This window comes from Mycobacterium sp. (genome assembly GCF_008709575.1).
In the GTDB taxonomy this organism is placed as follows: domain Bacteria; phylum Actinomycetota; class Actinomycetes; order Mycobacteriales; family Mycobacteriaceae; genus Mycobacterium.
Genome location: NZ_VYIK01000036.1, coordinates 1 through 23,586, shown reverse-complemented (window position 1 = coordinate 23,586; position 23,586 = coordinate 1). Strand labels below are relative to the sequence as shown.

The window sequence follows — 23,586 nt, the reverse complement described above, 5'->3', positions numbered from 1 at the left end:
GCCGGTAGCAAAGTCCGGGAACGACCACGCTTCATAGCGGGTGGCTTCCGGTACCTGATGGACGCGCAACCGCAGCCGGGTGATGACGCCGAAGACACCTTCCGACCCGATCAGCAGCTGGCGAAGATCCGGACCGGCCGCCGAGGCCGGAGCCCGGCCCAGATCCAGCACACCGGCGGGGGTGATTGCCCGCAGCCCGCAAATCATCGTGTCGAACCGCCCGTAGCCCGCTGAGTCCTGGCCCGACGAGCGGGTGGCGGCGAAGCCACCGAGACTGGCGAACTCGAAGCTCTGCGGGAAGTGACCGAGCGAGAAGCCGTACTCGGCGAGCAGCCGCTCGGCCCGCGGACCTGTCACACCGGCGCCGAACTCGGCTTCACCGGACAGTGTGTCGAGGGTGAGCAATCGGTCGAAGCGTCGCAGATCCAGTGACACCACTGTGTCGAAGGCGCCCCGGATCGGGTCGAGCCCGCCGACCACGCTGGTGCCGCCACCGAACGGGACGACGGCGATCCCATGCTGCGAGCAATACCGCAGGATCGCCACGACGTCGTCGTCCTCGCCCGGCAACAACACCGCGTCGGGTGCATCCTGAACACGGTCCCGGCGGCGCAACAGGTCCAGGGTGGATTTCCCGCCGGCATGCAGCAGCCGGTTGCGGTCGTCCACCCGGCAATACTCGCGGCCTACGATGGCGCTCAGCGCATCACGATCGGCTTGGGTGAGCGCCGAGGGGCGTAGCTGTACCTGGTCGGCTTCGAGTTGCGCCACGTCGGTGCCGGTCACGCCGAAAGCCTGCTCGAGCAGCGACCGAAGCCCTGCGGAAAGCGGCTTGGCCTCGGCCGGGTCACCCCAGGCGTTCCACTTCATCGGCGGCAGCAAGTCGTCGGGCATGCGTTACAGTATTACATATGCTGTCAATCAGTAACGCTAGGCCGGTGGCCGACCGGATCCTGGCCGCCGCCGCCGGCTGTGTCGTCGACTTCGGCCCGGAGCGGGTGACACTGGCCGAGATTGCGCGACGGGCAGGGGTGAGCCGCCCGACCGTCTACCGCCGCTGGCCCGACACCCGGTCGATCCTGGCCGCCCTGCTGACCGAGCGGGTCACTGCCGCGCTGCGCGAGGCGCCGGTCCGTGGGCCGGGCCGGCAGGCGCTGGTCGACCGGATCGTCGCGGTCGCCCAACGTCTGCGCGGTGACGAGCTGGTCATGGCGGTGCTGCGCTCGGAAATGGCGTTGGTCTACATCACCGAACGCCTGGGTACCAGCCAGCAGATGTTGATCGACGCGCTGGCGGAGGAGCTGCGTGCAGGGCAACGCGACGGCAGCGTGCGCTCCGGCGATCCGCGCCGACTCGCCGCGATGGTGCTGCTGATCACCCAATCGACGATTCAGTCCGGCCAACTCGTGCGGCCGATTCTGGACGCCGACGCGCTGGCTGCCGAACTGCGTTACGCGCTGCACGGATACCTGTCATGATGTCGACCGCCCTCACTGCGGCGCGCCGCAGTGCCGACCTGACCGCCCTGGCCGACGGCGCGCCGCTCGACGTCCTCGTCATCGGCTGTGGCATTACCGGCGCCGGCGTGGCGCTGGACGCCGCGTCGCGCGGCCTCCGGGTGGCGTGCGTGGACAAGCACGATCTGGCGTTCGGCACCAGTCGCTGGAGTTCCAAACTGGTGCACGGCGGCCTGCGATACCTGGCCACCGGCAATGTGGGCATCGCGCGACGCAGTGCGATCGAACGCGGGATCCTGATGACGCGCAACGCTCCCCACCTGGTACGTGCGATGCCGCAGCTGGTCCCTTTGCTTCCCTCGATGGGCCGCTCTGCCCGTGCGTTGGTGCGCACCGGATTTTTCGCGGGCGACGTGCTGCGCAGGCTGGCGGGCACGCCGGTTTCGGTGCTGCCTCGCTCGCGGCGCATTTCGGCGCGCCGCGTGGTCGACCTGGTGCCTGCGGTGCGGCGAAACGGGCTTCACGGCGGTCTGCTTGCGTACGACGGGCAACTGATCGACGATGCCCGGCTGGTGACCGCGGTCGCTCGGACGGCGGCGCAACATGGTGCGCGAATCCTCAGTTATGTCGCGGCATCGCAGGCCACGGGCACCTCGGTGCTGCTCACCGATCGGCGTTCCGGCGAATCGTTCGACGTGTCCGCGCGCGCGGTCATCAACGCGACCGGGGTGTGGGCCGCCGACGTCGACCCGGCTCTGCGGCTGCGGCCAAGCCGCGGGACCCATCTTGTCCTAGACGCCGCGGCTTTCGGTAATCCGACTGCGGCGCTGACGATTCCGATACCCGGCGAGCTCAACCGATTCGTGTTCGCCATGCCCGAGCAGCTGGGGCGGGTCTACCTCGGGTTGACCGACGAAGAAGCCCCGGGGCCGGTTCCCGATGTGCCGCAACCGACCCCGGCCGAAACGAGTTTTCTGCTGGAGACGGTGAACACCGGGTTGGACACCGCGTTGGATCATAGCGACATCTTGGGCGCCTACGCCGGCCTGCGGCCGCTGATCGACACCGGAGCCGGACGCACCGCTGATATCTCTCGGGAGCATGCGGTTGTCGAATCGACGTCCGGTGTCATCAGCGTGATCGGGGGCAAACTGACCGAATACCGGTACATGGCCCAAGACGTACTCGACCGCACCGTCGCGGTGCGAGGCTTGAGCGCCGGTGATTGCCGCACCCGTGATCTGCCGCTGATCGGCGCGCCGGCGAACCCGGGGGCCGACGCTGCGGTGACCGCCGGCCTGCCGGCCTCACTGATAGCGCGCTACGGAGCCGAGGCGGCGAACGTCGTGGCCACTGCGACCTGCGAGCGGCCCACCGAGCCGGTCGCCGAGGGGATCGATGTGATCCGCGCCGAATTCGAGTACGCGATCACCCACGAGGGTGCGCTGGGCGTGGACGACATCGTAGATCGTCGCACCCGCATCGGTCTGGTGCCCGCGGACCGCGAGCGGGTGGTCGGGGTGGCCGAAGAGTTCGTGGCACGGTTCGGTTCGCACGGCCGGTGACGAGCGTCAGCAAAACGATCGCAGAACTGAGCCATTCGGGCGAAGATATGCCTACCGGCCGACGGCCGGCAATGGTGACCGGCACTGGTGAGAGGAGACCGATCATCGCAGGCACAACCGACGAGAGAAACGTCACAGCGCAGGAGTTGTACAAGGCGATCCGGGCCGAACTCGAAAAACTGCAGCATTTCAGCGGATCGAGCACCAACGAACTCGAGAGGTTGGCTCACGCGTACGCCATGGTCTCAGACGCCGTCGCGCCCCGACTCCCGGCCGACGATCGCTGGTAACGCCGCGCGTCAATCGCTCGGTGGCGATGGGCGCCGCCCGCGGTAATAGCTAGAGCGGAATGTTCTTGTGACGGCCACGGCGGGCCGGGGCTTCGGCCAGTGCCGCGGTGAGCTTGCTGCGGGTGTGCGCCGGGTCGATCTTCTCGTCGACGACGCCGATCTCGATCGCGCTGTCCACGCCACCCGCGATCCGCTCGTGCTCGGCAGCAAGCTGGTCGTGCAGGGCCTCCCGCTCGTGCTCGGGCGCGGCGGCCAGTTTCTTTTTGTGCAGGATGCCCACCGCGGCCTTCGCGCCCATCACTGCGACTTCGGCGTCGGGCCAGGCGAACACTTTCGTGGCACCTAGTGAGCGGGAGTTCATCGCGATGTAGGCGCCGCCGTAGATCTTTCGGGTCACCAGCGTGACCCGTGGAACGGTGCACTCGCCGAATGCGTGTAGCAGCTTGGCTCCGCGCCGCACCACACCGCCCCATTCCTGGTCGACACCGGGCAGGTAGCCGGGAACATCGACAACACAGATCAGCGGAATCCCGAATGCGTCGCACAGTCGCACGAAACGCGCTGCTTTCTCGGCGCTTTCGGAATTAAGGCAGCCGCCGAGGCGTAGGGGGTTGTTGGCCAGCACGCCGACCGTACGGCCCGACAACCGGCCCAGCCCGATGACCATCGACGGCGCCCACTTGGCCTGAAACTCGTCGAACGGCGTATCGGAGTCGAGCAATGCGGTGACGATCGGGTGTACATCGTAGGCCCGTCGCGAGGACTCGGGCAGCAGCGCATGCAGATCGGTGTCACCGGCCTCGGCCTTGCTGCGGTCGAAATGGCCCTGCTGGCAGAACAATCCGACCAATCGGCGGCCTCGCTCATAAGCGTCGAGCTCGTCGTCGGCGACGATGTGGCAGACCCCGGATTTCTTGTGATGGGTGTCCGGGCCGCCCAATGACGCCATGTCGACGTCTTCTCCGGTGACGCTGCGCACCACGTCGGGGCCGGTGACGAACACCCGGCTGTCCGGCGCCATGACGATGACGTCGGTCAGCGCCGGTCCGTAGGCGGCACCACCGGCGGCGAACCCGACGACCACCGAGATCTGCGGGATGTACCCGGACGCCCGGATCATCGCCTCGAACACCAGCCCGACTGCATGCAGTGCGCGCACCCCTTCGGCCAACCGTGCACCGCCGGAGTGCCAGATACCCACAATCGGGCTCTGCTCAGCGATAGCGGTGTCGTAGGCGTCGACGATGTGGGTGCACCCCTCGACGCCCATTGCGCCGCCCATGACCGTGCCGTCGGTGCAGAACGCGATGGTGCGCACACCGTTGACGGTGCCCGCGGCGGCCAGCGCCCCGGAGCGATCACGCTCGTGCAACAGCTCGACGCTGCCGTCGTCGAAGAACGTGGTCAGGCGCAGCAGCGGATCACGCGGATCGAGCGATTCCCCGACCGCCTCCGGGGCCATGATCGTCATCGCTGGTCTCCTCCTCGGTTGGGCAGTCTCAGTAGCGGCCGAACGCCAGGGCTACGTTGTGCCCGCCGAATCCGAACGAGTTGTTGATCGCGTACCGGTAGTCGCCCGGTCGCGGCTTGCCCGCCACCACATCCAGGTCGATCTCGGGGTCGAGATTGACCAGGTTCAGTGTCGGGGGCACGATCTGGTCGCGCAGCGCCAGTACCGTAAGGATCGATTCCACCGCACCGACCGCGCCTACCGAGTGGCCGAGCGCCGATTTGGGCGCATAGACCGCGGCGTTGCCACCGTGCGGGCCCAGCGCGTTGTTGATCGCCTTGCCCTCGGCCAGGTCGCCGACCGTGGTGCCGGTGGCGTGCGCGTTGACGTGATCGATGTCGGCCGGGGTGAGGCCGGCCAACTGGATCGCCCGGGTCATCGCATGCCCGGCACGCTCGCCGTTGGGGTCCGGCGCCACCATGTGGAAGCCATCGGAGGTGACGGCGGCCCCCATCAGCCGGGCCAAGATGTTCGCGCCGCGGGCCCGCGCGTGCTCCTCGGTCTCGATGACCATCAATGCGCCCGCCTCGCCGAACACAAAACCGTCCCGGTCCTTGTCGAACGGGCGGCAGGCACCGGCCGGGTCGTCGTTGTTGGTCGACATGACGATGCGCATCTGGGCGAACCCGGCGATCGGCACTGCCTCGATCTTGGTCTCGACGCCTCCGCAGATCGCTATGTCGGCCTCGCCGAGCACAATCTGCTGCCACGCGCGGGCAATGCCTTCCGACCCGGATGCGCACGCCGATACCGGGGTCATCACCCCGGCTTTGGCGTGTCGCTCCAGCCCGATGGCCGCCGCCGCGCCGTTGGGCATGTACTTTTGCACCGCCAGGGGCGAGACCGCCTTCATGCCCCGAACGCGCATGTCGTCGTAGCTGAAAACCAACTCCTCAGTGGAGCCGAGCCCGGTGCCGACCGATACCGCTAGCCGGTTCGTGTCAACCTCGGGGCTGCCGGCGTTATCCCACACCCGCCGGTTCAGCACGGTGGCCATCTTCTGCAGGTAACCCATCCGGCGGAGCTCGACGCGGTTCAGCTGACTGTCGAACTCCTCGACGAGGTGCCCGCCGATGCGAACCGGCAGGTCGTATTCCTCGACGAACGGGTCGTCCAGGGTGCGGATACCGCTTTGCCCGTCGAGCAGCAGCTTCCAGGTGGTCTCCGCATCGGAGGCCAGGGCGGTCGTCATGGCAATGCCGGTAACCACCACATTGGGGAAAGCTTTCCCCGTAACCAGCTCTGTCATGAGTCTTTCGATACGTTCCTTTCCTCAGTTGTCCGGTTCCTCCCGGACCGCTTTACGGCCCGTATCGTCCCCGGACGCCGTGCTCAGTAACGCCCGAACGCGAGCGCAACGTTGTGTCCGCCGAAACCGAACGAATTGTTGATGGCGTAGCGGTAGTCGCCGTAGCGGGGCTCGCCGGCGACGATGTCGAGGTCGATCTCGGGGTCTGGGGTCCGGTAATTCAGCGTCGGCGGGATCACGCCATCGCGCAGCGTCAGCACGGTCAGCACCGACTCCAGCGCCCCCACTGCGCCTATCGAATGGCCCAGTGCCGACTTGGGCGCGTAGACCGCGGCGTGTTCGCACCCGGCGACCCGGATCGCGTTGGCCTCGGCGGTGTCCCCGATCGGTGTAGCGGTGGCGTGCGCGTTGACGTGGTCGATGTCTTTGGCCGACAAGCCGGACAGCTCCAGGGCCCGCAGCATGGCCTTGCCGGCCCGGACACCGTCCGGGGCCGGCGCCACCATGTGGAAAGCATCCGAGGTGATGCCCGCGCCCATCAACCGGGCCAGCGGTGTGGCGCCACGGGCTTTGGCGTGCTCCTCGGTTTCGATGAGCATGAGCGCGCCCGCCTCGCCGAACACGAATCCGTCCCGGTCCTTGTCGAACGGACGGGACGCCCCCTCGGGGTCGTCGTTGCGGGTAGACATGGCCCGCATCATCGAAAACGCCGCGATCGGCAGCGCTTCGATGGGGCCCTCGACACCGCCGCACACGGCGATGTCGGCGTCGCCGAGCACAATCTGCCGCCAGGCGTGGGCAATGGCCTCCGAGCCCGATGAACAGGCCGACACCGGAGTCATCACCCCGGCACGGGCCCCCAACTGCAGGCCCACGGTGGCCGCTGCGCCGTTGGGCATGATCATCTGCACGGCCAGCGGTGAGACTTTACGAGGTCCGCCCTCGTTCATCAGGTCGTAGCTTTCGACGATCCGCTCGGCGCCGCCCAGGCCGGTGCCGACCACGACCGTGAACCGGTCGGGGTCGACGTCGGGGTTGCCCGCGGCCTCCCATAGTTGACCGCTGAGCAGCTTGGCCATCCGCTGGACATACGACATGCGTCGCAAGTCGAGCCGGCCCATGTGGTCGTCGATGGGATCCTTGAGGTGCCCGCCGATCTTGGCGGGCAGATCCCACTTGGTCACGAACTCGTCTTCGAGGACGTGGATACCGCTCTCGCCGGCCAGTAAGCCCTTCCACGTGCTCTCGATGTCCGACGCGATGGACGTCGTCGCCGTGACGGCGGTGACCACAACGCTGGGGAAACCGCCGTTCGCAGTGGAAGGCTTGGTCACTTGCTGTCGGCTTCCAGCCGTGCGCGGACCGCCTCGACGGCCTCGGGGTTTTCCGCCTCGATCTTCGCGCGGATGGCCTGGGCGGCCTCTGGGTTTTCTTCCTCGAGCTTTTGGATGTACTCCACGACGTCGCCGACGGTACGAAGGCCGGCCAGGTCCTCGTCGGGGATCTTGACGCCGTACTTGTCCTCGGTCTGCACCGCGATCTCGACCATCGACAGCGAGTCGATGTCCAAGTCGTCGACGAACGACTTCTCCGGGGTGATCTCCGAGGGCTCGATACCGGTGACCTCTTCGATGATCTCGGCGAGACCGGCGATGATTTCTTCCTGGGTGACGGGCACGGTGGCTTCCCTTCGTTATATGTGGTGTTACCTGTGATGAAACATGCGATATGTGGTTGTGCTGGCGGCCGGACCGGCTTGCATACCGGTTGGGCAGCTCGGTGGTTACCGCTCCGGCTGGGGTAGCTCGCTGCAGCCGTCGAGGTCTGCGGGGCAGTTGATGGCTCGCGTCGCAATCCCGCGAAGTTCCCGTTTGGCGATGCCGGCCAGGGTACCCGCCGGCGGGAGCTCGACGATCCCCGTGACGGCGTGCCGGCGCAGCGTCGCGGTACACAGATCCCAGCGAACCGGGCGGGTCAGTTGCGCAACGAGCTTGTCCATCGCGTCGGCCGCCGAGGATACCGGCTGCCCGTCGCGGTTCGAGAGCAGTATTGCCGTGGGTTCGGACGTCGTGATGGCGGCTGCCGCTGCCGCGTAGCCGGTCATCGCGGAGGCCATGAACGCGGTGTGGAAGGCGCCGGCCACGCCCAGCGGACGCACCCTGGCCCTGGCGGGGGGATCTTCGGCGAGTTTGTCCAGGGCGGTCAGTCGTCCGGCAGCGACAATCTGGCCTGCGGCGTTGCGGTTGGCGGCAACCAGGTCGAGCTGCTCGAGCCGGCTCAGCACCTCGGCCTCGTCCCCGCCGAGAACCGCAGACATGCCCGTCGGCTCCAGCGCGCACGCCCTGGCCATTTCGGCGCCCCGGGTGGCGGCCAGCACCACCGCGTCGTCGGCGGAGATCACCCCGGCGATCGCGTAGGCGGCGATTTCGCCCACCGAGTGGCCGGCGACGATCATTGCAGTCGATGCCGGGGCCAACACGCCGCGCCGGGACAGTTCTTCATGGGCGAGCAGCGTGGCCGCGACTACCAGCGGTTGGGTGACGGCGGTATCGGTAATCTCCTCGGCGGTCGCGGTGGTGCCCAGTCGGATGAGGTCCAGACCAGAGGCAGCCGACCAGGACGCAAGCCGATCTGTTGCGCCGGGCAGCTCCAGCCACGGCGCCAGCATTCCGGGAGTCTGCGAACCCTGTCCGGGAGCGAGTAACGCAATCACGTGTTTAAGAGAACACTGTGAAGGCGGATTTGCGGGGTGTACGAGAATATGAACCTTGTCTTATGTTTTTGTGGAAAGGGTACAAAAAATCTCTCGATGCGACGTATTTGATATCCTGTCGCGACTTATCACTTGCGGGATGTCTCCCGCAGGTCTTTGTGGGGTCCTCCATCACGGTGTCCGGCGGAGGGCTCGACGAGATCCCTGACCACCGGGCGCGGGGCGGGGGTTATAGCGCTGCCCGTGGCGCTGGCTTGCTGTGCCTGGTGGGCGAGGTGCCCGACCGTGGTGGCCATGCGAAGCACATAGGCGTCCCGCGGCTGGGTGGGATCGCGGCCGGTGAAGTCGGTGATGCGGCGGAGCCGGTAGCGCACCGTGTTTGGATGCACGAACAATTTGCGCGCACAGGCTTCGATCGCGCCGCCGCAGTCCAAGTAGGCGTCCAACGTTTCGGTCAGTGTGGGCCCGGCATCGGCCAGCGGCCGCATGACGTCGGTGTGCAGGGCCGCGATGGCCGACGCGTCGCCCATCAGGGCGCGTTCGGGCAGCAGTTCGCGTGCCAACACGGGCCGCGGGGCCCCGCGCCACCCGGCGACCGCGTTCATTCCGGAGATGGCTTCGCTGGCGCTGTGGTAGGCCGCGGTCAGCGTGGGGGCCGTCGGGCCGATCACCACCGGGCCGTCGGAGAACGCGTCCAGCAACTCGGAGAGAAACTTGTCGGTGAGCGCAAGCTGGCCGGACACGATGGCCACCAGCCAGGTGCCGTGCACGTCGGTCAGGGCGGCACGCCCATGCCGGGCGGCGATATCGCGAACGTCCTGGCTGGCGGCCTGACCGGGGTCACCTGCGCGGCCCGGCGCCGGAGTACCCACCACCACCGTCGCCGGAGCGGTGGTATCCCAGTTCAGCGCCGCCGCCCGGGACAGCAATTCGGGTCCGGTGTCGCCGCGCACCACCGCGTCGACAACACTGGCCTCCATCCGGCTGTCCCAGGCGCCGCGCGCCTCGGCGGCGTCGGCATATGCCGAGGCGGTGCTGAACGCCAGGTCGCGGCTGTACTTCAAAATACCCACCGTGAGCGCGGTGACCTGCTCTTCGGAGCGGGCCAAAATCGGGACGACCTCCTCGAAAAATTCCATCGTCACCCGCACCATCTCGACGGTGTGGCGCAGCGGTATTCGCCGGGTCAATTCCTGGGGAACCAGTTCGAACGCCTGCGCGGTGTGGCTGACGTTGCTGCCCGGATCGGCCATCCACTCGGCGAAGTTCACCACCGCGGTCTGCACCACCAGTGCGACGCTGGCACGTTGGGAGGCTTCCAGCTCGGCGAAAAACGGCAGCCGTTCCTGCATTGCCGCAACAGCCTGGGTGGCCAGCCGGCCGGAATACTGCTTCAGTCGCCGCAGCAGTGACTCCGGCACCGTGGCCAGCAGATCCAGCGTCGTGCGCGGCAATCGGAACTGCCCCGCGTTGTTGTCGGCCACGCCTAGAAGCTACTCCCGGCTTGTGGCGTTTCCACCAAATACAGGACCGCCGCCGCGCTGTCAGGCGTTCGGGCCGGTCCCGGAGGCGGGCACCGGCGCGGCTTGCACCTCGGTGATCCGGTATTCACGAGCCGCCGCGACCGGCACCGACGGATCGATGGCACCGTCCCGGGCCAGCGCGTCGAGCACCGCGACGACCTGGGATTCGGCGTCGGTGTTGAAATAGCGGCGGGCGGCGGACCGGGTGTCGGAGAAACCGAACCCGTCGGTGCCCAAAGTGACGTAAGTGTTGGGCACCCAGGGCCGGATCTGCTCGGGAACCGCACGCATCCAGTCCGAGACCGCAACGATCGGGCCGGTCGCGCCGGACAGGGCCCGGGTCAGATAGGGCACTGCGGCCGGGCGGTCCGGGTGACGGAGCTTTTCTTTGTCGACGGCGATGCCGTCACGGCTGAGCTCAGTCCAGCTCGTCACCGACCAGACGTCGGCGGCGACATCCCACTTGGCAGCCAGCATCTCGGCAGCTTTCAACGCCGCCGGCATGGCTACTCCGGAGGCCAGAATGTGGGCGGTGTTGGCGCGGCGCTCCGCGGCGGCGCGGTAGCGGTAGATGCCCCGCAGCAGGCCTTCGGGGTCGAAGTTCTCCGGCTCCGCCGGCTGCGCATAGGGCTCGTTGTAGACGGTGAGGTAGAACATGACGTTCTCCGGGTTTTCCCCGAACATGCGAGCCAGCCCGCTTTCCACAATGTAGGCGATTTCGTAGGCGAACGCGGGATCGTAGGCGACCACCGCGGGGTGAGCGCTGGCCAGCAGAAGCGAGTGGCCGTCGGCGTGCTGGAGTCCCTCGCCCGTCAAGGTGGTGCGCCCGGCTGTGGCGCCGAGCAGGAATCCGCGGGCCATCTGGTCGCCGGCGGCCCACAAACCGTCGCCGGTGCGCTGAAAACCGAACATCGAATAGAAGATGTAAATCGGGATCATCGGCTCGTTGTGCGTGGCATACGACGTCCCGGCGGCGGTGAAGGAAGCCACCGCCCCCGCCTCATTGATGCCTTCGTGCAGGATCTGCCCCTCGACGCTTTCCTTGTAGGCCAGCATCAGATCGGCGTCGACGGAGGTGTACAGCTGCCCGTTGCGGTTGTAGATCTTCATCGACGGGAACCACGAATCCATTCCGAAGGTGCGGGCCTCGTCGGGAATAATCGGTACCAGACGTTTGCCGAATTCTTTGTCGCGCAGGATTTCCCGGAAGGTGCGGACAGCCGCCATGGTGGTGGCGACCTCCTGGTTTCCCGAGCCTGACTTCAGTGCCCGGTAGGTATCGCGGCCGGGCAGTGAGAGCACCTTGGATTTGGTGCGGCGTTCCGGGAGGAAGCCGCCGAGGGTGCGGCGGCGGTCCAGCAGGTAGCGGATTTCCGGCGCATCCGGGCCCGGGTGGTAGTACGGCGGTCGATACGGGTCCTCCTCCAGCTGGGCATCCGAAATCGGAATCCGTTGCGTGTCGCGAAACTCCTTCAGGTCCTCCAGCGTGAGCTTTTTCATCTGGTGGGTGGCGTTACGCGCTTCGAAGTGCTTACCCAGCGCGTAGCCTTTGATCGTCTTGGCCAAGATCACCGTCGGCTGGCCCTTGTGCTCCACCGCCGCCTTATAAGCGGCATACACCTTGCGGTAGTCGTGGCCGCCGCGCTTGAGGTTCCAGATCTCTTGGTCAGTCATGTTTTCTACCAGCGCTTTAGTGCGCGGATCACGGGCGAAGAAGTGTTCGCGCACGTAGCCGCCGTCGTTGGCCTTGTAGGTCTGGAAGTCGCCGTCGGGGGTGACGTTCATCAGATTGACCAGCGCGCCGTCGCGGTCGGCATGCAGCAGTGCGTCCCACTCACGGCCCCAGATCACCTTGATCACGTTCCAACCGGCCCCGCGGAAAAACGACTCCAGCTCCTGGATGATCTTGCCGTTGCCGCGCACCGGCCCGTCCAGGCGCTGCAGGTTGCAGTTGATCACGAACGTCAGGTTGTCCAGACCCTCGAGAGCGGCGACATGCAGCAATCCCCGGCTTTCCGGCTCGTCCATCTCCCCGTCACCCAAAAAGCACCACACATGCTGGTCGGAGGTGTCCTTGATGCCCCGGTCATGCAGGTAGTGGTTGAACCGGGCCTGGTAGATGGCGTTCATCGGCCCGAGACCCATCGACACCGTGGGGAACTCCCAAAAGTCGGGCATCAGCCTCGGGTGCGGATAAGACGGCAGCCCTCCGCCGGGATGACTGTGCTCCTGGCGGAAGCCGTCGAGCTGATCGGCGGTCAGCCGACCCTCCAGGAAGGCGCGGGCGTAGATGCCGGGGGAAGCGTGGCCCTGGATGAAAACCTGGTCGCCGCCGCCCGGATGCGACTTGCCGCGGAAAAAGTGGTTGAAGCCGACCTCGTAGAGCGCGGCGGAGGAGGCATAGGTCGAGATGTGGCCGCCCACACCCACACCCGGGCGCTGGGCGCGATGAACCATGATTGCGGCGTTCCACCTGATCCACGCGCGGTAGCGACGTTCGACATCCTCGTCTCCCGGAAACCACGGTTCGGACTCGGTGGGGATGGTGTTGACGTAGTCGGTCGAGGTCAGCGCCGGGATGGCCACCCGCTGCTCGCCCGCCCGTTCCAGCAGCCGCAACAACAGGTAGCGCGCCCGCGCCGGACCCGAGCGTTCCAGCAGCTCGTCGAAGGACTCCAGCCACTCCGACGTCTCCTCAGGGTCGATGTCGGGCAGATACGACGCCACACCTTCGCGGATCACCCGCACCCGATCGTGTCCGCCTGCGCTGCTTGGGTTTTTCGCCAGGTTCTGGCGCACGAACTCGGTGGTCAATTCACTGCTCCTCACGTGGGCGTCCTGGGTGGGCGTCGCGGCCGGTTGTGGTACCTCCATCGTGCCGCACCCGGTTCGCTGTGGTGTAGGGTCGGCCGACGCAGTCGGCGGCGCGCGGCGAAGTCGGTGCACCTGGGCGGCGGTGATTTGATCAACCGGTAACGTCACGGACTGTGCTGATCGCAAGGCATGTCGCGGCCCAGCCCGATTCAGGGCACCGGGTCGCGGAGACGTCGGCGGGACGCCGTCTGCGGGTCGGGGCGCTGGTGCTCGGCTGTGCGGCGGCGGCGCTGATGGCGATCGTCGGGTGCACGACGATCACCGAGGGGACGTCGACCGTCGACACCGCGATGGCGCAAGCCTACCGGGCCTCGGTGTCGGCGTCGGTATCGGCATCGCTTGCGACATCGAGCATCCGGGAGTCCCAGCGGCAGGCAACACTGACCAAGCGTGCTGTGACCACAGCGTGTTTGTCGTTCGCCGCCAGCGCCAAGGAAGCCGTTGACAAGCTGAATGCTTACGTCGATGCGCTCAACCACGGCGCCAGCACCGCACCCACCGCAGGCCCGGCCAAGGATTCGCTCAATCACAGCGCCGACCTGACCGCCGGCAGTATCAGCGACGCGCTGTCGCCGGAACTGCGGGAAATGCTCAACGCTTATGTCGAGGCCGCCCGCGCCGTGGCCAAGACCATCGGCCCCGACCCCACACCGTCGGTGCTGAACCACGCCATCGACCAGTTCAACGACACCATGACCAAAGCGAAGCGGTCGTGCCGCGCTGCCCTGTGACGGGCGTCTGGGGCGCCGGTACATCGGCTCCGGTGCCCGGCGGAGGCTCATCTTGATACAGGCGTGTCAGGTGGGCCCGGCTGTGCAACGATAGTGCGCATCGCAGCGCGTGCTTAGCCTGGAAGAGTCGTGAAGCTGAAAGGGAGGGTCGCACGGTAATGGCGGCGGGTGACGCCCCGAGTTACGCCCGCAAACTGGGCGTTCAGAAAGGCCAGGTTGTCCAGGAGTGGGGCTGGGACGAGGACACCGACGACAACATCCGCGCCGACGTGGAGGACGCGTGCGGTGGCGAATTGCTCGACGAGGACACCGACGAGGTGGTCGACGTCGTGCTGTTGTGGTGGCGTGACGGTGACGGCGACCTGGTGGACACGCTGATGGACGCGATCACCGGACTGGCCGAGGACGGTGTGATCTGGGTGCTGACCCCCAAGACCGGCCGGCCGGGTCATGTGCTGCCCGCCGAGATCGCCGAATCGGCGCCGACCGCGGGCTTGATGCCGACCTCCTCGGTGAGCCTGGGCGATTGGAGCGCCAGCAGGTTGGTCCAGCCCAAGTCGCGGGCGGGTCGACGCTGATGCTGACCGTCGGCACGACGGCGCCGGACTTCACCCTGAGCGACCAAAACCGGCAGCCGGTGACCCTGCGTGACTACCGTGGCGCAAAAAATGTGCTGCTGGTGTTCTTCCCGCTCGCGTTCACCGGCATCTGCCAGGGCGAACTCGACCAAGTGCGTGATCATCTGCCCGACTACGACAACGACCACAGCGCGGTGCTGGCCATTTCGGTCGGGCCGCCGCCCACCCATAAGGTGTGGGCGGCCGAAAGCGGGTTTTTGTTCCCGGTGCTGTCCGACTTCTGGCCGCATGGCGAGGTCAGCCAGGCTTACGGCGTGTTCAACGACCAGGCCGGCTACCCCAACCGCGGCACTTTCGTCATCGACCGGTCGGGGGTCATACGATTCGCGGAGATGAAGCAGCCCGGCGAAGCGCGCGACCTGCAGCTGTGGACCCAAGCGCTGGCGGCGTTGGAGAAGCACTGAGGCCTGTGTCAGTGATGCGCGAGCGCGCACGTGCCCCCCGGCACGCCGCAGAGCGCGTGCGATCTGCCCGGCGGCGCCCATGGCCGCCGTTTTGGGCACCGGGTGTCCGGGGAGGTAGCGTGCGCGAAACGGGCGCGTAGCTCAGTGGTAGAGCTCTGGTTTTACACACCAGCGGTCGGCGGTTCGATCCCGTCCGCGCCCACGTGAACTCACGGGCAACACGCTGCTTGGACGACCGGGGAATCGGACGCAAGTGAGCAGCAACGCAATACAGTGCAAATGAGGCGAGTAACACATTTACCTGCCTCGAGACATTGTGAATGCTTGAGGCGTGACTTCACAACTGACGCCTGAGCACACGACAGATTTGGTGAAATCCTCACGCACGCAGACTAGTCCGCGTGACCGCATCTTTCTGCAGCCCTGGTTTATCCTGGCCGTGCTATGCATGATAGCGATTGCCGTGCTCGCTGTATCCGCCTAGCTGCGTAAACTCGTCCGGCGGCTGCGCTGCATGGATCGGCCGTGTGCGACGCTGCCGGTGTGTTTGCGGTGCCCCAGGTGCTCGGCGCAGCGGCCGGCTACCTCGCCGATCTCGTCTTTGGTGATCCGCGCGCCGGGCATCCGGTTGCCGGCTTCGGCGCGGCGGCAAGAGCTGCGGAGCGGATGACCTACCGCGACAGCCAAGTAGCCGGTGTGGTGCACGTCGGCGTGCTGGTGGGTAGTACGGGCCTGCTCGGCGCCGCGCTGCAGCGCGGCGCCGATCGGCGTGGGCGCCTCTGGTCGGCTGCCGCGACCGCGGCAGCCACCTGGGTGTCGCTGGCGGGGACGTCACTGGCGCGCACCGGGCTGGAGATGGCCGAACTGCTGGCCGTCGAGGACCTCGATGCCGCCAGAGGGCTGCTGCCGTCGCTGTGTGGCCGAGACCCCATGCTGCTGGACGCCGAAGGCCTGACGCGCGCGGCGGTCGAATCGGTCGCAGAGAACACCTCCGATGCGCACGTGGCGCCGCTGCTGTGGGCAGCCGTCGGCGGAGCTCCCGCCGTGCTGGGGTATCGCGCGGTCAACACGTTGGACTCCATGGTCGGCCACCGGTCGCCGCGCTACATCCGGTTCGGCTGGGCCGCAGCGCGGTTGGACGACGCGGCCAACTACATCGCCGCGCGGATCACCGCTGCGCTGGCGGCGGTGTGCGCGCCGGCCGTCGCCGGGTCGTCGGCGGGCGCGGTGCGGGCCTGGCTTTTCGACGCGGGTCGGCATCCCAGCCCCAACGCCGGAGTCGTGGAGGCGGCATTTGCCGGGGCGTTGGGGGTACGGCTGGGGGGACCGACGCACTACCACTACCAACTACAGAACCGACCCATCCTGGGGGTGGGGCCGCCACCGTCGGTGTCCGACCTGCGCCGCGCCGTGCTGCTGTCCCGCGTGGTGCAGGTTGTGGCGACGCTGTTGTGTGCCGGCGCCGGCCTGGCAAGGCGGCGCCGCGTGCGGCGGGCGCCGGGTTTTAGCGGCGCCGACCGTAGCGGTCGGTGAGTTTCTCCTCGATGGTCCGCGGCTCAGCCGGGGTCTGCGGCTCAGTCGGCGCGGTCGGCGGTGGGTGACTTTTTTCCGTCCGGCGAGTCCGGATCTCGGCGTAGACGAAATACCCGAGCAAGACCGGCGCGGCGATCCCGAACGAGATCCACTGGATGCCGTACGACAGGAACGGCCCGGCATCCAGATGCGGCACCCCGATCACGCCGAGACCGCCGGGCTGGTTGTCGACCAGTTGCAGGTAGGACCCGGCCAGCGGCACCCCGGTCACTGCGGAAACCTGGCTGATGTTGATCGAATATACCTGTCGCACACCATCTTTGACGAATGGCTCTTTGCCCGGCATGGGTGGTTCCGAGTCGCGCAGCCGTGCCGTGATCGTCACCGTGTCCTGCGGCGGCCCGGGGATCACCGGTACCCGTGTACCCTGCTCAGGGCGAACATAGCCGCGGTCGACCAGCACGGTGGGCCCGCCGTCGACGGCGAACGGCACCAACACCTCGAATGCCGGATCTCCGCCGACAACCCGCAGTCGGGCCAGCACTTGCGCGTTCGCAAGATAACGGCCGGTGGCCGTGACCCGACGCCACTGGGCGTCGGGCGCCGAAGAATTCTGCTGCGGCAACAACGTTGTCAGCGGAACGGGAGCCGCCGTCAGCGACTGTTCGATCTGGGTGTTCTCCCGTACGGTCCGGGAATTCTTGCCCAGCTGCCACGGTGCCAGCACGGAAAAACACAAGTAGGTAAACCCGACCACTCCTACCGTCAGCGCGAGCCAACCCGGGCGCACCAGGAATGCCAGCCGCCGCATCAGCAGTGACCGTTGCGGGCAAGCTGGTCGTCGACCCAGTCGTGCAGACCGGGCAGCGCGGCCTCGATAGTGGAGAACAGCGCTTCGAAATCGGCATGGTCGCCGTAGTAGGGGTCATCGACGTCGAGTACGTGTGCTCCCGAGCGCGGGTCGAACGATCGCAGCATCCGGATTCGGTCAGCGTCGACGCCCAGCTCGTGCAGTTGGCGGACGTGGTTGCGGGCCAGCGCCACCACCAGGTCGGCCTCGAGGTGGTCGCGGCCGATCAGGGCCGCGCGGTGATCGGCGGGATAGCCATGAGCGCGCAGCACTCGGCCGGCGCGCTCGTCGGCGGGCGCGCCGATGTGCCAGCCGGCGGTTCCGGCGCTGGTCACCCGCACCGCTTCGCGCAGACCACGCTGGCTGATCTGATGGGCGAACATCTTTTCGGCCATCGCCGACCGGCAGATGTTGCCGGTGCAGACGAACGTGACATGCAGCCGCGGGCGATCAGGCTCAGCCATCGAACACCCTCCCCGAGCCAGCCGCCCCCGCGAGCATGCCGGGCACATCGAAGCGCGCCGGTCGCGGTCGCGCCAGCGACCGAGTGGGCCTCGAACCGGCGCACAGTGTGACTGCCACATAGCCATTGTTCCTGATGTCCCCGAGTGCCTGATTGTCCGTGAGGCCTCACGGCGCTGCCGGCGAGACCGTTAGTGTTTGAGGGATGGCGGGTCTGGATCGGAGCGCGGCAGTCGACGCGCGCTACCACGGAGATCAGGCCGCCGGGCCCGGCATGCTGGATTTCGCCGTCAACGTGCGCGCTGGCCAACCGCCGCTGTGGCTGGTGCGGCGGCTCGCCGAGCGGCTGCCGGACCTGGCTCGATATCCGGGGGGCTATGACCAGCGCGCCGCGGTTCATGCGGTCGCCGCCCGCCATGGCCGGGCCATCGGCGAGGTGCTGCCGCTGGCCGGGGTCGCCGAAGGGTTCGCCCTGCTGGCCAACCTGCGTCCGAGGCTGGCGGCGCTGATCGCGCCGTCGTTCACCGAACCGTACGCGGCGCTGAGCGCCGCCGGTGTCCCGGTGCGTCACGTGGTCGTGGAACCGCCGTTCGGTCTGGCGGGCGCGCAGCTGCCCGATGAGGCCGATCTCGTCGTGGTGGGCAATCCCACCAACCCGACCGCGGTGTTGCACGCCCGCGAGCAGCTCCTGGCGCTGCGCCGGCCCGGCCGGATCCTGGTGGTCGATGAGGCTTTCATCGATGCGGTGCCGGGGGAGCCCGAGTCGCTGGCCGGTGCATCGCTGCCCGATGTGCTGGTGCTGCGCAGTCTGACGAAGACCTGGTCGCTGGCCGGGCTGCGGGTGGGCTACGGCCTGGGCGCGCCGGAACTGCTGTCGCGGCTGACCTCCCGGCGGGCGCACTGGCCGCTGGGCACGCTGCAGTTGGCGGCCATCGCGGCCTGTTGTGCGCCCGATGCGGTGGCCGAAGCCCGCGCAGGAGCCGAGCGGCTGGCGAGGGTGCGCGCCGAGCTGGTGGCCGGGCTTGAGGAGCTGGGCATCGACGTGGTCGACGGCCGGGCGCCGTTCGTGCTGTTTAGGGTCGGCGACGCCGAGCTGGTTCGCAAGCACCTGCACGCCAGAGGTATCGCGGTGCGGCCGTGTGACACATTCGTCGGCCTGGGCGGGCAGTATCTGCGGGCTGCAGTGCGTGAGGATTGGCCGGTGCTGGTCGGGGCGCTGCGGGAGATACTGCCGTGACCGTGCGGCTGGCTGACGTCGTCGCAGTGCTGGATGCGGCCTACCCGCCACGGTTGGCGCAGCCCTGGGATTCGGTCGGCCTGGTGTGCGGAGATCCCGACGACGTGCTGACGTCGGTGACGATCGCTATCGACGCCACCGCCCCGGTTGTCGACGACGTTCCCGACGGCGGGCTGTTGCTGGCCCATCATCCGCTGCTGCTGCGCGGGGTGGACACGGTGGCGGCCAGCACGGCCAAGGGTGCGTTGGTGCACCGTCTGATCCGTTCGGGCCGTTCACTGTTCACCGCGCACACCAACGCCGACGCGGCATCGCCGGGCGTCTCCGACGCGTTGGCCGAGGCACTCGGGCTGACGGTCGAATCGGCGCTCGAGCCGCAGACCACAGCTGCCGACCTGGACAAGTGGGTGATCTTCGTGCCGCCCGAGCATGCCGACGGGGTGCGGGCGGCGATCTTCGCGGCCGGTGCGGGAGACATCGGCGACTACGCGCAGTGCAGCTGGAGTGTCACCGGCACCGGCCAGTTCCTGCCTCGCGCTGGGGCGTCCCCGGCGATTGGCAGTGTCGGCGCCGTCGAGAAGGTGGTCGAGGACCGGGTGGAGGCCGTCGCACCGGCGGGTGCGCGACGCCGAGTGCTCGCCGCGCTGCGCGCCGCACACCCGTACGAGGAGCCGGCGTTCGACATCATCCCGCTGGCGCCGCTGCCGAGTGATGCCGGGCTGGGTCGTGTCTGCGTGCTCCCCAAGCCAGAACCGTTGGAGGTCTTCGTCTCTCGCGTTGACGAGCGCCTGCCGCTAACGACCTGGGGGGTGCGGGCTGCCGGCGACCCGCAGATGCCGGTGTCACGGGTGGCGGTGTGCGGCGGCGCGGGCGACTCGTTGCTGCAGGCTGTTGCGGCCGCGAACGTGCACGCCTACGTTACGGCCGATTTGCGTCACCACCCGGCCGACGAGCACCTGCGCCGCTGCGGGACAGCTCTCGTCGATGTCGCCCACTGGGCCAGCGAATACCCTTGGTGCCGCCAGGCGGCCGAGGTGTTGGTGTCGGCCTTTGGTGCCGCCTTGCCGGTGCGGGTGAGTCCCATCCGTACCGATCCGTGGAACGTCGGCGATCCCGCCGGAGGTTGGCTGTCATGAAAGCTGATGTGGCGCAGCAGCGTTCGTTGCTCGAATTGGCGGAGCTGGACGGGGAACTGGCCCGGATCGCGCACCGGGCGAGTCATCTGCCCGAACAGCAGGCCTACGAGCAGGCGCAGGCCGACCGTGCTGTCCTCGCCAATCGGCTGGCGGCCATCGGCATCGCGTTGGAGGACTTGGATACGCAAGTTTCGCGATACGAATCCGAAATCGACGCGGTCCGCCAACGCGCCGAACGCGACCGCGCGCTGCTGAGCTCGGTGGCAGATGCCAAGCAACTCACCGACCTGCAGCACGAGCTGGAAACTTTGCGGCGACGCCAAGACCGTCTGGAGGATTCGTTGCTGGAGGTGATGGAGCGCCGCGAGGAGCTGCAGAATCAGCAAACTGCCGGGCTGGCCGCGCTCGAGGATCTGCAGGCCGGACTGGCCAGCGCTGAGCAGGCCCGAGACAACGCCCTGGCCGAGATCGCCGAGTCACGCCGGCAGCGATCATCGCGGCGCGAGGAACTGACCGCGGCGCTGAAACCCGAGCTGGCCGCGCTGTACGAGCGCCAGCGGGCCGGCGGCGGACCGGGCGCCGCACGACTGCTGGGGCGACGCTGCGGCGCCTGCCGCCTGGAAATCGACCGCGGTGAGCTGGCCCGCATCGCCGCCGCCGACGACGACGAGGTGCTGCGTTGCCCGGAGTGCGGTGCAATTCTTTTGCGCATCGAGGAATCCGGCCGGTGAAAGTGATCGTCGAGGCCGACGGCGGGTCCCGCGGCAATCCCGGGCCCGCCGGATACGGAGCGGTGATATGGACAGCCGACCGCACCACCGTGCTGGCCGAGTGTAAGCAAGCGATCGGCCGGGCCACCAACAACGTCGCCGAATACCGCGGTCTGATCGCCGGCCTGGCCGAGGCGGCGCGACTGGGCGCGTCCGAGGTCGCCGTGGTGATGGACTCCAAGCTGGTAGTGGAGCAGATGTCGGGGCGGTGGCGGGTCAAACACCCCGATCTGGGGGCACTGCATGCCGAGGCCGCCGCGCTGGCGTCACGATTCGACCGCGTCCGCTACACCTGGGTGCCGCGCGGGCAGAATTCCTATGCCGATCGGCTGGCGAACGAGGCGATGAACGCCGCCGCCGAGGCTGAGGATCCTGTCACCGGGGCCCGCGAACCCGAGCCCGCCTCGGCACCGGGCTGGACCGGGGCGCGCGGCACGGCCACCCGGCTTGTTCTGTTGCGTCACGGCCAGACCGAGTTGTCGCTCGAGCGGCGCTATTCGGGTCGCGGCGACCCGGCGCTGACCGAACTGGGCCGCCGGCAGGCCGATGCGGCAGTGCGCTACATCGCGCGACGCGGCGCAATAGCCGCGGTGCTCAGCTCTCCGCTGCAACGCTGCTATGACACCGCGACCATGGCCGGCAAGGCGCTGGGCCTGGACGTGATCGTCGATGCCGATCTCATCGAAACCGATTTCGGTGCCTGGGAGGGCCTGACCTTCGCCGAGGCCGCGCACCGCGATCCCGAGCTGCACCGGCGATGGCTGCGCGACACCAGCATCGCACCGCCGGGCGGGGAGAGTTTCGACTCGGTGCACCTGCGCGTGGTGCAGGCCCGGGACCGGATCGTCGACGAGCACGCCGGAACAACGGTGCTGGTGGTGTCGCACGTGACGCCGATCAAGATGTTCTTGAGGCTCGCTCTGGACGTCGGGGCGGGCATCCTGTACCGGTTGCATCTGGATCTGGCGTCGCTCAGTATTGCCGAGTTCTACCCCGATGGGGCGTCGTCGGTGCGTCTGGTCAACCAGACCAGCCATTTGTAGTGCTGAAACGGCGCATCGGATTGCCACCGGGCACGCGGGCTTGCAAGCTGGCGTCATGGACAACGGAATAGATAGCGGAACAAACGAGGCGCGGCAGTTCTGGGAGGAGCGCTACGGCGGGACGGATCGGGTGTGGAGTGGGCGGGTCAACGCACGGCTGGCGGAGGTGGCTGCCGGCATGACACCCGGATCGGCACTAGACCTGGGCTGCGGGGAGGGCGCCGATGTGCTGTGGCTGGCTGAAAAGGGATGGCACGTGGTGGGCGTGGATATTTCGGAGAATGCGCTGCGCCGCGCAGCCGCCGAAGCCCGTGCACGAAATATCACCGACCGCATCGATTTCCAGCGTCACGACCTGTCTGAAAGCTTCCCGGACGGCACCTTCGACTTGGTGTCGGCGCAGTACCTGCATTCGCCGGCGCGGTTGGATCGTGATGCGATCCTGCGGCGCGCCGCCGCAAGCGTGAAACCGGGCGGCGTGCTGTTGATCGTCGACCACGCAGAGGCCCCGCCGTGGATGCGTCGCGGCAACCACCATCAGCACCACGACTTCCCCTCCACCGGGCAGGTGATCGAATCGCTGCAGCTGGACCGGCGCCGGTGGCAGCAGGTGCGGGTTGAAACTGCTGAGCGGGAGACGGCCGGTCCCGACGGTCAACCCGCGACCCTGCGTGACAACATCATCGTCCTGCGGCGGTTAGACGGTCAGGCGGCGTCGTGAAAAATGAGTCCGAGCGCGTAGCGCTCGCCGGAGCGTACAACGGAAAGACCATGCCGCACCGGTGATGTCGACCAGCCGCGGGTGGATCGCACCGGCCGGTCACGGGTGGTGAAGAGATATCCGTGGCCGTGGGGCAGCGCAATTGCGGTGCCGCGGGACTGAGCCCGCGGCCGTTGTTCCACGAGCAAAAACTCGCCACCGCTGTATTCGGTGTCGGGGTCGCTGAGGTTGATTACCACTTGGAGCGGGAAAACCAACTCCCCGTAGAGGTCTTGATGCAGTGCGTTCCAGTCGTCGGGACCGTATCGCAACAGCAGCGCCGTCGGTCTGGTCTGGCCCGCAGCATGACACATTCCCAGCCACTCCTCGAGGCTGTCCGGCCACGGCGTCTTGCGGCCGAGCTTGGCCCACCAATCCCGGGCGATCGGCAGCAGCCGCGGGTACAGCGCCTGCTTGAGCCGCTCGACCGGCTCGGGATACGGGGAGCGGAAATACCGGTACTGCCCCGAGCCGTAGCGGCGCTGTCGCATCTCGATGGTGGCGCGGAACAGCGCGTCGCTGTGGTAGAGCTTGCGCAACCGCATGGCCTCGGCGCGGGTGAGCAGTCGGGGAAGCAGCGCACCGCCGTCGGCGTTGACGGCGGCGGTGATGGCGTGCCAGTCGGCGGCGGCGACGCGCCGATGCCATCGGTCGGGCGGCCTCATCGTTGTCACGATAGCCAGGACCGCGAAGTCACGTACTACCGAACCTATGGTCGTGTAGGTGCACTGATCGATTCGCTGGCCAAACAGACTGCGCTGGGCGATGTGGCTCTTGGGCCGGGGGTCGGCGTCCAGGCACCTACGATCGGTGACCGGGCCAAGCGGCACGAGATGGCGGA

At 67.7% G+C, this 23,586-nt stretch carries 23 protein-coding genes and 1 tRNA gene; 13 read left to right on the top strand and 11 right to left on the bottom strand.

The window, feature by feature from the left end; all coding sequences use genetic code 11:
- A partial coding sequence (locus F6Q13_RS09970) for an FAD-binding oxidoreductase (RefSeq protein WP_293055735.1) occupies positions 1-870 on the bottom strand: 870 nt, incomplete at its 3' end.
- Positions 871-911: 41 nt separating this feature from the next.
- Here F6Q13_RS09970 and F6Q13_RS09965 point away from each other — a divergent pair.
- Genes F6Q13_RS09965 through F6Q13_RS09955 form a run of 3 tightly spaced genes read left to right on the top strand, consistent with a single transcriptional unit; the run spans position 912 to position 3,312 of the window.
- The gene (locus tag F6Q13_RS09965; RefSeq protein WP_293055688.1) at positions 912-1,478 is read left to right on the top strand and encodes a TetR/AcrR family transcriptional regulator; all 567 of its coding nucleotides are present in this window, start codon (positions 912-914) and stop codon (positions 1,476-1,478) included.
- A complete protein-coding gene (locus F6Q13_RS09960; RefSeq protein ID WP_293055685.1) occupies positions 1,475-3,022 on the top strand; it encodes a glycerol-3-phosphate dehydrogenase/oxidase in 1,548 nt (515 codons plus the stop codon). Before F6Q13_RS09965 ends, F6Q13_RS09960 begins: the two co-directional genes overlap by 4 nt.
- Complete coding sequence (locus F6Q13_RS09955) at positions 3,019-3,312, top strand: hypothetical protein (RefSeq protein ID WP_293055682.1); 294 nt, start codon at positions 3,019-3,021, stop codon at positions 3,310-3,312. The genes F6Q13_RS09960 and F6Q13_RS09955 overlap by 4 nt, the downstream gene beginning before the upstream one ends.
- Positions 3,313-3,361: 49 nt before the next feature.
- Here the strand turns inward: F6Q13_RS09955 and F6Q13_RS09950 are convergent, their stop codons facing one another.
- The 7 genes from F6Q13_RS09950 to aceE all read right to left on the bottom strand — a co-directional run bounded on the left by F6Q13_RS09950 (position 3,362) and on the right by aceE (position 13,121).
- Positions 3,362-4,783, bottom strand: coding sequence for an acyl-CoA carboxylase subunit beta (locus tag F6Q13_RS09950; RefSeq protein ID WP_293055680.1), 1,422 nt, complete (start codon positions 4,781-4,783; stop codon positions 3,362-3,364).
- Positions 4,784-4,811: 28 nt separating this feature from the next.
- On the bottom strand, positions 4,812-6,071 hold the full coding sequence (kasB, locus tag F6Q13_RS09945) for a 3-oxoacyl-ACP synthase KasB (protein ID WP_293055677.1): 1,260 nt from the start codon (positions 6,069-6,071) through the stop codon (positions 4,812-4,814).
- Positions 6,072-6,154: 83 nt separating this feature from the next.
- On the bottom strand, positions 6,155-7,405 hold the full coding sequence (gene kasA, locus F6Q13_RS09940) for a 3-oxoacyl-ACP synthase KasA (protein WP_293055674.1): 1,251 nt from the start codon (positions 7,403-7,405) through the stop codon (positions 6,155-6,157).
- A complete protein-coding gene (gene acpM / locus F6Q13_RS09935) occupies positions 7,402-7,749 on the bottom strand; it encodes a meromycolate extension acyl carrier protein AcpM (RefSeq protein WP_293055670.1) in 348 nt (115 codons plus the stop codon). Before acpM ends, kasA begins: the two co-directional genes overlap by 4 nt.
- Positions 7,750-7,854: 105 nt before the next feature.
- Positions 7,855-8,784: an ACP S-malonyltransferase gene (locus tag F6Q13_RS09930; protein ID WP_293055667.1), complete on the bottom strand. Its 930-nt coding sequence runs from the start codon at positions 8,782-8,784 to the stop codon at positions 7,855-7,857.
- A gap of 128 nt (positions 8,785-8,912) precedes the next feature.
- A complete protein-coding gene (locus tag F6Q13_RS09925) occupies positions 8,913-10,268 on the bottom strand; it encodes a CdaR family transcriptional regulator (RefSeq protein WP_293055664.1) in 1,356 nt (451 codons plus the stop codon).
- Positions 10,269-10,328: 60 nt separating this feature from the next.
- Complete coding sequence (gene aceE, locus F6Q13_RS09920; RefSeq protein ID WP_293055732.1) at positions 10,329-13,121, bottom strand: pyruvate dehydrogenase (acetyl-transferring), homodimeric type; 2,793 nt, start codon at positions 13,119-13,121, stop codon at positions 10,329-10,331.
- A gap of 293 nt (positions 13,122-13,414) precedes the next feature.
- Between aceE and F6Q13_RS09915 the strand changes: the two genes are divergently transcribed.
- From F6Q13_RS09915 to F6Q13_RS09895, 5 genes are all read left to right on the top strand, one after another.
- Entirely contained in the window at positions 13,415-13,912 is a 498-nt protein-coding gene (locus F6Q13_RS09915) for a hypothetical protein (RefSeq protein WP_293055729.1), read from the top strand.
- Positions 13,913-14,070: 158 nt separating this feature from the next.
- Entirely contained in the window at positions 14,071-14,490 is a 420-nt protein-coding gene (locus tag F6Q13_RS09910; protein ID WP_293055661.1) for a DUF3052 domain-containing protein, read from the top strand.
- Entirely contained in the window at positions 14,490-14,954 is a 465-nt protein-coding gene (locus tag F6Q13_RS09905) for a peroxiredoxin (protein ID WP_293055658.1), read from the top strand. Before F6Q13_RS09910 ends, F6Q13_RS09905 begins: the two co-directional genes overlap by 1 nt.
- Positions 14,955-15,084: 130 nt before the next feature.
- Positions 15,085-15,156 (top strand) — tRNA-Val (locus tag F6Q13_RS09900).
- A 341-nt stretch (positions 15,157-15,497) separates the two neighbouring features.
- Positions 15,498-16,487, top strand: a complete 990-nt coding sequence (locus tag F6Q13_RS09895) for a cobalamin biosynthesis protein (RefSeq protein ID WP_293055655.1) — start codon at positions 15,498-15,500, stop codon at positions 16,485-16,487.
- Here F6Q13_RS09895 and F6Q13_RS09890 read toward each other — a convergent pair.
- Both F6Q13_RS09890 and F6Q13_RS09885 read right to left on the bottom strand, forming a co-directional pair.
- A complete protein-coding gene (locus tag F6Q13_RS09890; protein ID WP_293055652.1) occupies positions 16,459-17,298 on the bottom strand; it encodes an SURF1 family protein in 840 nt (279 codons plus the stop codon). The two genes, F6Q13_RS09895 and F6Q13_RS09890, sit on opposite strands and share 29 nt — an antisense overlap.
- Entirely contained in the window at positions 17,298-17,801 is a 504-nt protein-coding gene (locus F6Q13_RS09885) for a low molecular weight protein-tyrosine-phosphatase (RefSeq protein ID WP_293055649.1), read from the bottom strand. The genes F6Q13_RS09890 and F6Q13_RS09885 overlap by 1 nt, the downstream gene beginning before the upstream one ends.
- Before the next feature lie 203 nt (positions 17,802-18,004).
- Between F6Q13_RS09885 and cobC the strand changes: the two genes are divergently transcribed.
- Genes cobC through F6Q13_RS09860 form a run of 5 tightly spaced genes read left to right on the top strand, consistent with a single transcriptional unit; the run spans position 18,005 to position 22,706 of the window.
- Positions 18,005-19,036 carry an Rv2231c family pyridoxal phosphate-dependent protein CobC gene (gene cobC, locus F6Q13_RS09880; RefSeq protein WP_293055646.1) on the top strand — a complete coding sequence of 344 codons (1,032 nt, stop codon included), beginning with the start codon at positions 18,005-18,007 and terminating at the stop codon, positions 19,034-19,036.
- On the top strand, positions 19,033-20,172 hold the full coding sequence (locus F6Q13_RS09875; protein WP_293055643.1) for a Nif3-like dinuclear metal center hexameric protein: 1,140 nt from the start codon (positions 19,033-19,035) through the stop codon (positions 20,170-20,172). The genes cobC and F6Q13_RS09875 overlap by 4 nt, the downstream gene beginning before the upstream one ends.
- A complete protein-coding gene (locus F6Q13_RS09870) occupies positions 20,169-20,903 on the top strand; it encodes a zinc ribbon domain-containing protein (protein ID WP_293055640.1) in 735 nt (244 codons plus the stop codon). The genes F6Q13_RS09875 and F6Q13_RS09870 overlap by 4 nt, the downstream gene beginning before the upstream one ends.
- A complete protein-coding gene (locus F6Q13_RS09865) occupies positions 20,900-21,985 on the top strand; it encodes a bifunctional RNase H/acid phosphatase (protein ID WP_293055637.1) in 1,086 nt (361 codons plus the stop codon). The genes F6Q13_RS09870 and F6Q13_RS09865 overlap by 4 nt, the downstream gene beginning before the upstream one ends.
- 55 nt (positions 21,986-22,040) lie before the next feature.
- Positions 22,041-22,706 (top strand): bifunctional 2-polyprenyl-6-hydroxyphenol methylase/3-demethylubiquinol 3-O-methyltransferase UbiG, encoded by a 666-nt coding sequence (locus F6Q13_RS09860; protein ID WP_293055634.1) that lies wholly within the window; start codon positions 22,041-22,043, stop codon positions 22,704-22,706.
- On the opposite strand, the gene F6Q13_RS09855 is transcribed toward F6Q13_RS09860, so the two are convergent.
- A complete protein-coding gene (locus tag F6Q13_RS09855) occupies positions 22,691-23,410 on the bottom strand; it encodes a 2OG-Fe(II) oxygenase (protein ID WP_293055631.1) in 720 nt (239 codons plus the stop codon). The genes F6Q13_RS09860 and F6Q13_RS09855 overlap by 16 nt on opposite strands.
- Between the last annotated feature and the right edge of the window lie 176 nt (positions 23,411-23,586).